Origin of the sequence: Runella sp. (assembly GCF_027484545.1) — a bacterium.
Taxonomy (GTDB): domain Bacteria; phylum Bacteroidota; class Bacteroidia; order Cytophagales; family Spirosomataceae; genus Runella.
Genome location: NZ_JAIXST010000032.1, coordinates 1 through 13,466 on the forward strand (window position 1 = coordinate 1; position 13,466 = coordinate 13,466).

A 13,466-nucleotide genomic window follows, 5' to 3' on the forward strand; every position below is an offset into this window, starting at 1 on the left:
TACAACAGCAAAATGACAAGCATAGTATCAAAGAAAGGCGTAAAAAAGCAGGTTGGAATGACCAGTACTTGCTCAATATTATTAAAAACAACACCATTTAGGTGCGTTTAACCTGCCTATTAAATGACTATTGGGCTATTTTGACCTTAATTTCATCGGTATTGTCATTCTTTTTCACCTCCGTCATTTTTTTGATATCGGCACTTTTGTAGCGCATCAACATTTTTCGCTGTTCAGCGGTTAAATCATTGATTGATAAGGCTTGGTCTGTTTCAAGCCAATTGCCGTCGGCTCTGTAAAATACCGCCATCCCTTGTTCCCCGTTCATTGTAAAATAGGCAAAATAATAATCCAGATTTTTTTCCCAAGTTACCTCTTTTGCATCGGTTACGTGAGCAGCGAAATTTGTTTTCACCCCTTGAGGCAGGTGGTCATAACTGACTTTTTGTTTACACGATTGCAGATTCAACAAAATGAGCACAGCAGGCAATAGGTATTTTTTCATAGTCTTACTACCAACAGTTAGAAGGAAGACAAAAGTGAAAGTTTTTAGTACATCAACTGTTACACACTAACTCAAATATGTTGCATCATTCACACATTACGAAGTAACAAACTATCCTGTTTTCTTAATTCAGGCTTCAGTTAGGAAAAATTAGTTATGACAGACAGTACTAAATTAGAAAAACAAAATTTCGTTGAATACATTACTCCTCTGGCGGTAGTAATGTCAGGCGCAGCGTATCAGTCTGCGCATAGCTGGAGTAGATGCGACCTACCGTAATTCCTACGGAAAGCAACCGGTTCTTGAAATTCATTCATCTATAATCTTTGCTTGATTTGCAAAAATCTGTAGGAGTAAACTTGCGCCTCAAGGTACCGGATGGCACCTTGAGGACTTCAAGTAAGTCACTGCGGCCAGTGACACGGGCTTTTAAACCCGTTGTTTTCATTAAGGCTGTATTTTTGATAGGTTAAATTTGCCTAACAAAAGTGTAGATACAAGATTAAATCCTTTTAAAAGCAGAATTAAAAGCCTATTAAATCATTATTTGCCGATTTCGGCTTTAATTACATCCGTACTGTCATTCTTTTTTACTTCTACTAAGCTCTCAATATGGCTGTTTCTATACGCTAACAACCTCTTTTTTTGGTTCAACGACAATTCATTGATGGACAAAGCTTGTTCTGTTTCCACCCAGTGCCCGTCTGCTTTGTAAAATAAAGCCATTCCTTCCTGGCCGTTTTCGGTGAAATAGGCAAAGTAATAATCCGGGTTTTCTTCCCATTTTACCTCATTGGCCATAGGGACTTGCGCTGCAAAATTTGTTTTTACCTCCTTGGGCAATTTGTCATAACTGACTTCCTGTTTACAGGATTGCAGGCTCACTGCCCAGAGTACGGCAATCAAAACATACTGTTTCATGGTGCTAATAATGTTTATAATAAACGTAGGTATTACAGGCGTCTATTGACACATCAAAAATGCCGGGTCAGGATTAAATCCATCTAAAAGCCATATTAAAACCCAATTAAATGAAAGAACCCTATTTGATTTTTCGGCCTTCTACCCACCGATACAAGGCCGGTAAAAGCAATGGCGTAAAGAGCAACGTACTGGTTAATCCCCCGATAATAACCGTAGCAAGTGGCCGCTGTACATCGGAGCCAATGCCCGTAGAAGTGGCGGCAGGAACTAAACCTACAATAGCCACGACCAAAATTGAAAGCAGCGGACGCAATTGACGAACCGAAATCAGGAGGGTTTTTTCCGTAAGGGTTTGGTCTTCGAGCGTGGGAGCTCGATTGAAGGCCGAGACCAGCACAATGCCCGCCATGACTGAAATTCCAAAAATAGAGACGAACCCAACACCCGCCGAAACGTTGAAATTATAACCTCGAATGAGCAGGGCGACGATACCTCCCGCCAAGGCAAACAGAATACAGCTAAAGGTCACGGCCGTATGTCTTAAATTTCCAAAAAGGATAAACAGCACCATAAACACCAATACGATGGTGAGAGGAATGGTCAATAAAAGCCCTTTTCCCGCTCGGGCAAGGTTTTCATATTGGCCGCCATAAACCACTTGGTAACCTTTCGGAACGGTCAATTCTTTCTCAATTCGTCGGCTGATTTCCTGCACAAAACCTCCTTGGTCACGTCCGCGAATATTGGTGCGAACCGTAATCATCCGCTTGCCGTTGATTCGATAAATATTGGTTTGCCCGTCCGAGAAACGCACGTCGGCGAGTTGTTGCATCGGAATCAACGCACCGCTCACTGCCGGAACCTGAAGATTTTGAATGGCTTCAATGGAGTTGCGATTTTCGGGTAAATACCTTACTACTACATCATACCGACGGTTGGCATCGTAGATGGTTGTGATGGCTTTTCCGCCAATGGCGGCTTCAATCATCGTTTCTATTTGAGTGACATTGATACCGAATCGGGCAGCCTGTTCGCGGTTGATTTGAATGGTCAATTGCGCCTGAGGGCCTTCCTGTTCAATATTGACAGAAACTGCACCCGAAGTTTCACGGACGATTTTGGCAATGCTGTCGGCTTTGGAGCGCATGAGGGTCAGGTCATTACCCACAATAGATACCGCCAAATCGGCGGCACTCCCCGTGACAATTTCCATTACCTGGTCAATAATCGGTTGGCCCGAAGAGAAGAAGACGCCCGGAAACTTTGCCTGAAGGTCATTTTGAATAGTTTTTACCAACTCTTTTTTCGAAATGGAATCCGACCACTCATTGTAATCATTCAAGGCTACCAATATTTCGATTCGGTTGGCTGGAAAAGGGTCAGTACCGTCATCGTTGCGCCCAGCTTGGGTAATGACCGACCTGACGGGCTTGTATTTAGCAATCGTTTTCCGAATTTCAGGCATCATGGCCGTGGTCTTTTGGATATTGACCCCCGAAGGTAAAAATGCCCGCATAAAAACCGAGCCTTCATCCAGTTCGGGCAGAAACTCGGAGCCTAATTCCCCACCAAACGAAATCAATAAAAGTACCAAAGCCATGCCTACCAATACCGTTGCTTTGTAGTTTTTGAGCAAGACACTGTTCAGCAGTTTTTCATACCCACGATCCAAGGCGTCCAGTACCGGGTTGCGGTGTTCTTTAATGCGGTTTTGGGTGAATGCTTTGCGGAAAACAAAACTCATCAGTACTGGAATAAGCGTCAAAGCACCTACCAATGACCCCACCACCGCAAAAGAAAGCGTGAGTGCCATCGGGGAAAATAATTTTCCCTCGACGCGGGTCATCAGCAGAATGGGCATATACGCCAAAATGATGATACTGACGGAGAAAAATATTTCTTTGATGACCTCGCGGGCCGAGCTCAAGGTGAAAACTGTGATTCCCAGCGTTCGGTCCCTTTCCGTGGCATGTCGGTAGCGACTCATCAGGTGCTCAACCATGACGCAGGCACCGTCCACGATAATTCCAAAGTCAATGGCTCCCAACGAAAGTAAATTGGCAGGAATACCGGCAATGCGCATCAAAATAAACGCAAACAGCAACGAAAACGGAATCATCACCGTAACCACCAACGCCGAACGCAAACTGCCCAGCAATAAAATCAGGAGAATCATCACGATGGAGATTCCTTCAAAAAGCGTATGAGCAACGGTTTCGAGCGAATGGTCAATCAAAAAACTTCGGTCGTAGAGCACACGCAAATGCACGCCCTGAGGCAGCTCATTGGTTTCCAATTGCTGAATTTGTTCTTTCAACAGTCCCAAAACTTCGCTTGGATTTTCGCCGCGCCGAAGTAAAATAATCCCCTCCGTGGCACTGGCGACGTTGGCTTTTTCTTTGGGAATGGTGTATCCCAATACACCCGAAGGCGGCGGCGGCGCTATCTCGACTGAGGCTACGTCGCGTAAAAAAACCGGTATTCCGTTGACGGCAGTCAGTACAATGTTTTGAACGTCTTCCAACTGCTTAATGGCGCCCAATCCGCGTACGGCAAAGCCCTGCTCTCCGCGCTCTACAATATTGCCTCCCGTATTTTGGTTGTTTTGTTCTACGGCCTCAATGACGTCTTTCAGCGTAAGATTGTACTTACGGAGTTTGTCGGGAGCAGTGAGGATTTGGAACTCTTTTTTAGGGCCGCCAAAGGTCGTAATGTCGGCAATACCAGGTACCTGCAATAAATAAGGGACAATGACCCAATCCTGCAAATCACGGAGTTGCATCGGTGTGTAGGTAGTGGGAGCTTCTACGACGTAGCGGTAAATTTCTCCAACGGCCGTAGTAAGAGGCGCCAGTTCAGGCGTAACACCTTGCGGCAAGTCCAAAGAGGATAATCGTTCAATGACCTGCTGACGGGCAAAATAGTCGTCGGTACCGTCTCTGAACGTAAGTTGTACTACAGACAAGCCGAAAATAGTTCTCGAACGACGGTCGAGTACACGGGGCATATTATTGAGCACCCGTTCAATCGGAATTGTTACCTGCTGCTCTACTTCTTCGGCGGCGCGGCCGTCGTATTTGGCAATGATAATGACGTTGGTATCGGCAATGTCGGGGTAGGCTTCAATTTTCAATAAAGTGAAACACCAGTACCCGATGGCCATTAACCCTACCGCAGAAGCGATGACGGCCCAACGATTTTTGAGCGAGAATGTAAGTAGTTTATCCAGCATGATCAGTATCCGAAACTAAGTCCTTTCAATTGCATCGCTCCGGTGGTTATGACCGTTTCCTGCGGCTGAAGGCCCGAAAAAATAACTACGCTGTTTTCAACCTGTTGCCCGGCCGTTACCTCACGGCGTACATACGTAAGTGCCGCTTTTTTTACGAAGACATATTCACGTCCCTGAACCACCACAAGTGCCTCGCGGGGAATCGTTACAAAATCACCCTCGGCCACTCCAAAATGGACGCTGCCAAACATGCCTGCTTTGAGGTCGTCACCAGGGTTCAAAATCGCGACCCGGAGCTTCACCAATCGAGTGAGATTGTCCACTACTTCACCCACTTCTTCAATTCGCCCCGTAAATTTTTTATCAATAAATGCCAGAAATTGAACTTCGCAATTGCTGCCTTTTTTTACTTTCTGAAACTGATTTTCGGGTAATTCACAAATCAGCCAGGTCGTTCTTTGTTTGGCATGAACCAAGGATTGAGGGTCAAAACCTGCCAATTTGAGCCGTGTTTCGTGTTCGAGCAATGAAGTCTTCTCGTTTTCGAGCCCCGTTACTTCTTGTGCTACCTCAGTTTCGGCATTGGTGACTTCGATTTGAGCATTGGTAAATTCCTGTCCCGTAGCCGCTCGGTTGTCCATTAAATCTTTTACCCGTGATAATTGTAATTTTTTCTGTTCCAAAATTACCTTCTTTTGCGCAATCACCCCTCTTTGCTTGTTGATGTTGATCAGGTGCTGGAGCATTTCAGTGTAGTTGTAAGTCAAATCAGGATTGTCAAAAAGGATCAGGTTTTGTCCCAACGCATCCGAAGATTGTACCACTTCGGCCACGACCCGTCCGGGAGCTATCAAATCGGTACGGATTGATTTTTTTTCAATGAGTTGAGTGGCAAAGGAGCCAGTTCCAACGGAGCCAGCAAAGGAGATTTTAGCGCCGTCTTCGGATACGATCGGTTTTGAAACGGGGGTTTGATTTAAAGTCTGCTCTTCTTTTTTGCAGGCAAACAGAGAAAAACTCAGCAAAATCCAAACGTACTTTTTAATCTTCATTAGGGCCATTTTTTTGTTTTTGGATAAAATTTTTTGTTATTTTTCTGTATCTAAAATCTCTCCTGTTGTATAGAGGAGTTGAACATAGCTGCGGCGATAGCTCAAAAAAGCTTCATAATAGATGTTTTGAGTGTCAAACCATGACCGTTGCGCTTCCAAAAAATCAACAATCGTAGTTCCTCCGTGCAGGTAGGCGTAGCGTACTGTATTCAGGACGTCGCTCGATTGTTGGATGATTTCCTGCCAACGCGAAAGATTCTGTTTTTGAGACATGTAAGTCCCGTAAGCGGTTTGTACTTCTGTTCTTATTCTCAACTCAGCCGTCGTGATGGATTGGGCTGTTTGCTCTTTTACTATCTTTGATTTTTGAATTTCTCCCTGATTTTTGGAAAAAACGGGCAAGGCAATCGTCCCGAAAAACCCGAAGTAAGGAATCTTGTTTTGCGGGTTGTAAATCAACCCTAATTCAGGAGTAGGTTTAGCCAATGCTTTTTGGAGCAAAATGTTGGTTTCGGCCATTTGATTTGTCTGCTGTGTCGCCTGCAAATCGGGGCGATTTTTGAGGGCTGCATTTAATAGGTCAGGCAGGCTCGTATTCAAATTTTGCCAGTGCGTAGAATCCTGATCTGCCAGTGATAAGTCGGTATCAGTACCTATCAGCAATCCTAATTGCTTTAATTCGTTTTGATAATTCTGTTGCGTTGCCTTCAACCGAACCGTATATTGGTCATAGAGTAATTGCGTACGGGTCACCTCGGTTGCAGTGGCAAATTGATTTTTCAGTCGCAGACGATTGATAATCAATAAAGAGTCCACGTTTGATATGGCAGCTTTCAGCAAATCAATTTGTACGCCAACGGCCCAGGCATTCAACCACTGATTGGCGGCGTCCAACAACAAATTGCGTTTGATTTCATTCAATTGATACTTTGTCAATTGTACGTTTTTATTGGCCAATTCGATTCGGTTGGTCCGTTGAGCGTTAGGCACAAATGGTTTGGTCAATTGATACCATACCTGACGGTTGCTCTTTCCTAAAAAGTGCGAGTTGTCGGGAAAGTAGTTGGAATTGCCCGAAAATAAACTCTGATTGTTTAAGACAGGATTAGGCCGGAGCTTGGCTGTAGTGACATTTCCTTCGGCGATGGGTACATTGTAATTCTCGATTTTTAAGTAGGGACTTTGCTCAACGGTCAATCGGAGTGTTTGTGACAGGGTGAGAGGAGTTGCATTGGATTGTGCATAAAGCACAGATACAATACTCTGACACAAAACGATTAGTACTACTTTTTTTTTCACAGTGGCTGATGCTAAATGGAGATGCTCAAATTTAAAGTGATGCAAAGGTGCCTGCAAGGGATTAAAGTGGCTTAAAACGGAAATTAAATAGTGGTTAAAAAGCCGTTTGAGCTATACCTGTACTACTAATATTTCAGTTCTTACCCAACCTTTTTGTATAAAAAATCAACTTACTTACAGAACCACTCAATGCATTGAACGAAGAACAACGACTCATTAAAGCCTGCTTAAACGGAGACGGGACTGCTTTTGAGGCTATCTATCGTCGCTTTGCTGCCAAAATGCTGGCGGTCTGTCATCGCTATGCCCATGATAAAGATCAAGCAAAAGATTTGTTGCAAGAGGGGTTTATCAACGTATTCGAGTCGTTATCCAAATTTAAAGGAGAAGGGTCGTTTGAGGGATGGATCAGACGGATTATGGTGCTGACAGCCTTGGAACACTACCGAAAAAATACGCGCGAACGCGAAAGTTATGGAGGGACGGTTGAGAATTTATACGAAGAGTTTCATCCCGTTTCGGCGGACGATATTTACAGTCAAATGAATTTTAAGGAGTTGATTTCTATGATTCAAGAATTAAGCCCAGCTTATAAAATGGTGTTTAACCTGTACGTTTTCGAGGGAATGAAACACGAAGAAATTGCGCAAAAACTGAGTATTTCTGTTGGCACTTCAAAATCAAATTTGGCCGATGCCCGGCGAATTTTGCAGAAAAAAATAGAGAAAGTAATGCTTGACCCGAAATAACGGCGAGCAGTTGATAACATGTACAGTAGACTTTTTAATTAATAACAAACATGGCTGATTTTAACGATGATGAATTGGATAAAGGCTTTCGCCGAGTCATCGAAGGGAAGAGCATAGAGCCGCCTGCCTCCTTATGGGCAGATATTCGCATATCGGCATTAGAGCGGCAACTGATTCGTTACCAATCGTTAACGTTGTGGTTTAAAGGAGCGATAGGAGCCTTATCAGCGCTTTTGGTCGGTACCGGTTATTTTATCTATCAAACTCCAAAAATCGCGCCTCTGCTGCCTAAGGAAGTGAGCGTTGTTACAAAAACGGATACGGTCTTTGTAACACAGAAGGTGTACGTAGATCGCCCTGTGTTTGTTTATGCCAAAAGTACTCCCCCAACCCCCAATGAATTTGCCAATAATTTGAATCAATCTGAGGCAGCGAATGATGTTGCCGAAGCTGATAATAACCTGACTAAAGGTACGGAAAGAGATTCCGAAACCACGAATGCGCGCTTTCGTCCCAATGGTTTGTTGAAAAATTCAAGTCGCACCAAAAAAGATACTGACAAAGCAGCGACGTTGTCGGACAATTTCTTCAATGGCCTTGCGGGAAGAAAGCAGAAGCAAAATGCCTTTACTGAAAACTCGAATGGCAATATAAAAAATACGAATTTTTTGAAACAAAAAGGGGAGGGGCAGAGCAACGGAACGATAGAAATCAATCATTTAGCAGAAGAAAACGCGCTTTTGCGCATTGAATTGGGAAGTGTTGACTTTTTAGAACCCATGCCAATTCAACCCGGTTTGACGTTCGGGATTCCCAGAATCAACTTTCATTCATCCGCTAAAACGGCCGCGAGTTTACCAAAAATAAAAGTGCCGCTGGTGAATAAATTATCGGTTTCGGCGTATGTGATGCCCAAAGGGAACAACATTGATGTGCGAAGGGGAGAACCCAATGCATTTAAATATGGCAATGAGGAATTGGGCCCCGGAGTGGCCGCAGGACTGAGAGCCGGAATAAAATTGACCGATAGATGGTCGGTACTGGCAGGAGTTGAATTTGATGTAACTCATTTTGGAGATGGAAATCATCGACAATTGTTAACGGCCGAACTCATCAATGGTACCTATGGGTATCTGTACCGCACTGCGCTGGGAACGGTTGAGATTCCTACCGAAAAACTCGTCGCCCCGATTCAGGTGGGTAGCGTAATTGGACTGGAAATACGCGGGTCAATTCATCGCTTTGGACTTACTGTACCACTCTCCGTTCGTTATGACGTATGGAGTAAACGATTTAGGTTCCTACAACAAGTTCCGATGAAAGTACAGTTTTATGGCCTGCTGAGTGGGTATTGGCAAATTCCTCTCCTTCAGGAAGGTCACGTGGAAATTTTTGAAAATACAGGCTGGCAATTGCCAGGTGAATTAACCAAGTTTCAAAATCTGCACAGTTCGTTTGGAGTAAACATTGGGATTGGCACTGAACTGGGAATTGGCAAACGCTTTCATGTATTTGCTGAGCCTACCTATACACAGGGCATTACGAGTGTAGTCCGCGGTATGCCCCTGCGCTCGGTAACCAACAGCTTTGGCGTAAAAGTGGGAACGAAGTGGAATATAAAAAAACAGTAAAGGTTTTATTGACAGCAGTTTAGAAAGAAGAGCAAAAAAAAGAAAACTTTTTTTGATAATGTACCCAACCTTCTTTTCCTCATTTTCAACTTACTATTAAAAGCACTTTAAATCACTCTCATCTGAAATACGACTACCTTTTTCAATTTAAACCAATCAGTAATCAATGGAAATCAGTGAAAAGTTGAGTCGTAACGAGTTTTTAAAAAATATGGGATTGAAAGGCGCGGCCTTGGTGGCAGTGTATTGTGCGGGTGAAGCCCTCACGGCTTGCAGTAATCAGGGGGTGGCTCCATCGGGTCCAGTTGATTTTACAATTGACTTGGCTGCCTCGGCCAATGCAGCTTTGACCAAAGTAGGCGGTTATCTCATTCAGAATACAACGGTTGTAGCCCAAGTAAGTCAGGGTGTCTATGTGGCAGTTACGCAAATTTGCAGCCATGAAGGGCAACGGCAGGTTGTTTATCAAAACGGTGAATTTTATTGTAATGCGCACGGGGCCAGGTTTTCTACTGCTGGAAAAGGATTAAACAGCAATGGCTCTCATGGGTTGACGGTTTATACTGCGCAATTGAGCGGTACGTCATTGCACGTGTTCTCTTAATCAACTCTTAATCCGGTCTTAACCAATTTTTAATTTTTTAATAGAAGCATCATGAAAACAAATTATGTACTTGCAACCACGTTTGCAGGGTTACTTTTTACGTCTTTTTCTTTTGGGCAGACCGCCCCGCAGCAGACGCTCCCTGATCATGTACAACCATCGGCAGAGGTAAAGAATGAGGACAAAATGAAAACGCTTTTCGCTCGGGTGAAACGCCCTTCGGCGAAAATCAATTACTTGGGGTTGTCGGTCAGTCCGCAATTTCAATACGGTACGTTGGCAGGGCAATTCACACCTATGAGCGGAATGACTGGAATGTTGCACATTAACAAAAAATGGGGCATTGGTTTAGGTGGTTATTCTACCATTGACAATCGCTTTACTCCCACGGCTTTGAATACCAACAAAGCATTGAGTCTGAGAAGTATGTACGGTGGTTTGAAGTTTGAATACACGCCAAAACCTAACGCTGCCTTGCACGTTTCATTTCCGTTGTTGATTGGAGCGGGCATGGCTCAGGTCGATTCGGTTGGCAACCGCAGCAATCAATTTGGCCGGAGGGACAACAATAGACGCGACCGAGATTTTAACCGTTTAGGGGCGGGCGGTACTGCCTATATGGTCATTCAGCCGGGGGTGAATCTTGAAGCCAATGTGTTTCGGTTTGTCAAAATCTTTGCGGGAGTCAGTTACCGTATCGTTCCTGCTACTCATCAAAACGACCGGATAGTGAGTACATTACCTTCCCCCTCAGCTGGGCAACTGGGAGGCTTTAACCTGAATGCAGGGCTTAAAGTAGGTGTTTTTGATTATAACCTGCACCGTGCCAAACGCCCGGGAAGAATGAGAAGAACAAGAGATAATTAATAAAAGAATAGGGGGGAAGCTTTGCGAAGCTTTTCCCCTCCGGTTTAAGCTTAACGTACTTTTTTTATCTAACCTTTGGTTATAAATTAGTTTCATGCAAACGTTACAGTTCTATTTTGAGCATCAGCCCAATTCGCATCGTATTGCAGTTCTGACCCTCTCCATCATCATTTTTTGGAATACTGAGAATATCATTGCCCTCAATTTTGATTACAGAAAATGGCGACATGCGCTCACGAACAGCTTTTTTACGTTGACCGATACCCCCGTTCAGTTTTTATTGGGAATTGTACTTGCCTACTCTACTGCCTAGGTAACCTCTCATCAATGAGGTTTGATTTATGAGCTGCCGATTAAGTCCACTTTTTATCAATTTATCGTTGCTTTTATTGCGCTTGATTTTCTGGAATATGTGTATCACGTTTTAATGCATAAAGTCAAAAGACTTTGGATGTTTCACTTGGTACACCACAGTGACAGAGTCGTAGATACGTCCACTGTACTGCAGGAGCATCCTTTCGAAACGGCAATCCGTTTGACTTTTTTAGTTCTTTGGGTGTTCGTAACGGGGGCCGGCTTCTGGATGGTTTTGGCAAGGCAATTCATTCAGGTGATTTCCAACGTCTTTGCTCATGCTAATTTTCGTTTACCCGAAAAAATAGACCGAATGATTGGGACAGTATTGATCACTCCGAACCTACACCATGTACATCATCATTACCAACAACCTTATACCGACAGCAATTACGGCGATGTATTGAGTATATGGGATCATATTTTCGGTACATTTCGCCGATTGGAGGCTTCAAAGGTCGTCTTTGGGGTTGATACCTGCATGGATACCCGGGAGAATGCCGTCTTTAAACAATTGCTGATTATTCCTTTCAGCGGGTATCGCTCACCGTTGGAACAAACTCAAACTCCGGCTGCCGTAGGTCAGGAACAGTACGAGGGTCTTTACCAAGAAGAACCTCCAACTCCCACAGCTATAACGGCTTAATAGGAACCAATGAACGCAATCATCATTTCGTCACTCCTGCTTTTTTTGAATTTCGGTAAAGACCCAAAATCAGAACGGATTGTTGGCAAATGGATGTCAGAAAATAAAGATATTGCAGTAGAAGTGTATAAAGTAAACGACCGATTTGCGGCTAAAGTCATCTGGTTTGCCTGTGACCCTAAAACGCCTGATATGGAGTCTTTTAAAGATATAGAAAATCCTGATCCTAAATTGCGTAACCGCCCGTGGTTAGGCATGATAGTAGTCAGTGATTTGAAGTTTAACGGAGAGGATGAGTGGAATGACGGTAATATCTATGACCCCAATACCGGTAGAACATATCGGTCCGTGGTTCGCCTGAATTCAGCTCAGGAACTCATTGTCAGAGGATATTGGGGGATTGAATTATTTGGTAAAAATCTCAAATTTAAAAAAATACAGTTATGAATCAAGACTTACTTTCACAAATCCAACGGTACTTGACCAAATCGTTTTTTGTACCATTAAAAGCCATTGAGCCTGACCTATCCTTTAGAAAATTAGCCCTGAGCGCTGCTGAGTTTATGGAAATTGTTTTGTGCTGGAAACCCAAAACCACATCACTTTGCCTGATTTAGACTTATTGCAAGTAAAAACAGTAGGGGATTTGGTTTTACTTACCGAACAGTCCCTGACCACTATGTCTGTTAAGGCATAGCGATTTACTTACATTTGTTATGGCCAAAAAAATTAACACAGACGATTTTCGCTACGACGGCAGCGACTCATTCAAAACCAAAAAAGTCAGTACCCAAATAGACGACCTCTACGAAGATAAGGCCGATTATGCGGCGCAACTGGAAGAGTTTCGTAACCAAATGGACGAGCTTCAAAGTTTGATGTATGCCCACAATCGGTATGGTTTGTTGGTGATTTTTCAGGCCATGGATGCCGCGGGCAAAGACAGTACCATCAAGCACGTTTTGTCGGGAGTAAATCCCGTAGGTGTCAAAATTCAGTCGTTCAAACGCCCTTCTGATACCGAGTTGGACCATGATTTTCTGTGGCGACATCTGCTTCTTTTACCCGAGCGCGGCACCATTACGATTTACAACCGCAGTCAATACGAAGAAGTGTTGGTGGTGAAAGTGCATCCCGAGATTTTGACCCAATCCCAAAAACTTCCCGCTGAACTGACCAAAGATTTGGATAAAGTCTGGAAACAGCGTTATCTGGACATTGCTAATTTTGAAAAATACCTGTATCACAACGGTATACGGGTAGTAAAGTTTTTTCTGAATGTTTCTCAAAAAGAACAGGGAAAACAACTGATAGAGCGCATTGAAGATCCTGCCAAAAATTGGAAATTTGAAGAAGGAGACATCAAAGAGCGGGCTTTTTGGCACGAATACATGAAAGCCTACGAAGATGCCGTCAACGCCACCGCTACCGAAAAAGCCCCGTGGTACGTAGTACCCGCCGACGATAAGAAAAACATGCGACTCATTGTGGGGCAAATCTTAATCGAAGAACTCAAAAAAATGAACATGTCCTATCCCGAAACTACACCAGAGCGGCAGTCGATGTTAAAGAAACTGTTGGCGACGATTCAGGAACAGGATAA

The 13,466-nt window shown here is 43.8% G+C and carries 14 protein-coding genes; 9 read left to right on the forward strand and 5 right to left on the reverse strand.

The window, feature by feature from the left end; translation table 11 throughout:
* Positions 1-127 precede the first annotated feature (127 nt).
* The 5 genes from Q0081_RS02775 to Q0081_RS02795 all read right to left on the reverse strand — a co-directional run bounded on the left by Q0081_RS02775 (position 128) and on the right by Q0081_RS02795 (position 7,012).
* Entirely contained in the window at positions 128-505 is a 378-nt protein-coding gene (locus Q0081_RS02775; RefSeq protein ID WP_298348980.1) for a PepSY-like domain-containing protein, read from the reverse strand.
* A gap of 543 nt (positions 506-1,048) precedes the next feature.
* On the reverse strand, positions 1,049-1,426 hold the full coding sequence (locus Q0081_RS02780) for a hypothetical protein (RefSeq protein WP_298348983.1): 378 nt from the start codon (positions 1,424-1,426) through the stop codon (positions 1,049-1,051).
* Between the two features lie 121 nt (positions 1,427-1,547).
* Positions 1,548-4,661 carry an efflux RND transporter permease subunit gene (locus Q0081_RS02785; protein WP_298348985.1) on the reverse strand — a complete coding sequence of 1,038 codons (3,114 nt, stop codon included), beginning with the start codon at positions 4,659-4,661 and terminating at the stop codon, positions 1,548-1,550.
* 2 nt (positions 4,662-4,663) lie between these two features.
* On the reverse strand, positions 4,664-5,713 hold the full coding sequence (locus Q0081_RS02790) for an efflux RND transporter periplasmic adaptor subunit (protein WP_298348987.1): 1,050 nt from the start codon (positions 5,711-5,713) through the stop codon (positions 4,664-4,666).
* Positions 5,714-5,749: 36 nt separating this feature from the next.
* Entirely contained in the window at positions 5,750-7,012 is a 1,263-nt protein-coding gene (locus tag Q0081_RS02795; protein ID WP_298348990.1) for a TolC family protein, read from the reverse strand.
* Between the two features lie 194 nt (positions 7,013-7,206).
* Between Q0081_RS02795 and Q0081_RS02800 the strand changes: the two genes are divergently transcribed.
* The 9 genes from Q0081_RS02800 to Q0081_RS02840 all read left to right on the forward strand — a co-directional run.
* Positions 7,207-7,761: an RNA polymerase sigma factor gene (locus tag Q0081_RS02800; protein WP_298348992.1), complete on the forward strand. Its 555-nt coding sequence runs from the start codon at positions 7,207-7,209 to the stop codon at positions 7,759-7,761.
* Between the two features lie 50 nt (positions 7,762-7,811).
* The gene (locus tag Q0081_RS02805) at positions 7,812-9,392 is read left to right on the forward strand and encodes a hypothetical protein (protein ID WP_298348996.1); all 1,581 of its coding nucleotides are present in this window, start codon (positions 7,812-7,814) and stop codon (positions 9,390-9,392) included.
* 166 nt (positions 9,393-9,558) lie between these two features.
* Entirely contained in the window at positions 9,559-9,996 is a 438-nt protein-coding gene (locus Q0081_RS02810; RefSeq protein ID WP_298348998.1) for a Rieske 2Fe-2S domain-containing protein, read from the forward strand.
* A 51-nt stretch (positions 9,997-10,047) separates the two neighbouring features.
* Complete coding sequence (locus Q0081_RS02815) at positions 10,048-10,863, forward strand: hypothetical protein (RefSeq protein WP_298349001.1); 816 nt, start codon at positions 10,048-10,050, stop codon at positions 10,861-10,863.
* 94 nt (positions 10,864-10,957) lie between these two features.
* Positions 10,958-11,176: a hypothetical protein gene (locus tag Q0081_RS02820; protein WP_298349004.1), complete on the forward strand. Its 219-nt coding sequence runs from the start codon at positions 10,958-10,960 to the stop codon at positions 11,174-11,176.
* Positions 11,177-11,197: 21 nt separating this feature from the next.
* Positions 11,198-11,863 carry a sterol desaturase family protein gene (locus Q0081_RS02825; RefSeq protein WP_298349006.1) on the forward strand — a complete coding sequence of 222 codons (666 nt, stop codon included), beginning with the start codon at positions 11,198-11,200 and terminating at the stop codon, positions 11,861-11,863.
* 9 nt (positions 11,864-11,872) lie between these two features.
* Complete coding sequence (locus tag Q0081_RS02830; protein WP_298349008.1) at positions 11,873-12,310, forward strand: DUF2147 domain-containing protein; 438 nt, start codon at positions 11,873-11,875, stop codon at positions 12,308-12,310.
* On the forward strand, positions 12,307-12,480 hold the full coding sequence (locus Q0081_RS02835) for a hypothetical protein (RefSeq protein ID WP_298349010.1): 174 nt from the start codon (positions 12,307-12,309) through the stop codon (positions 12,478-12,480). The genes Q0081_RS02830 and Q0081_RS02835 overlap by 4 nt, the downstream gene beginning before the upstream one ends.
* A gap of 99 nt (positions 12,481-12,579) precedes the next feature.
* The coding region (locus Q0081_RS02840; protein ID WP_298349013.1) for a polyphosphate kinase 2 family protein at positions 12,580-13,466 on the forward strand (887 nt) is incomplete at its 3' end.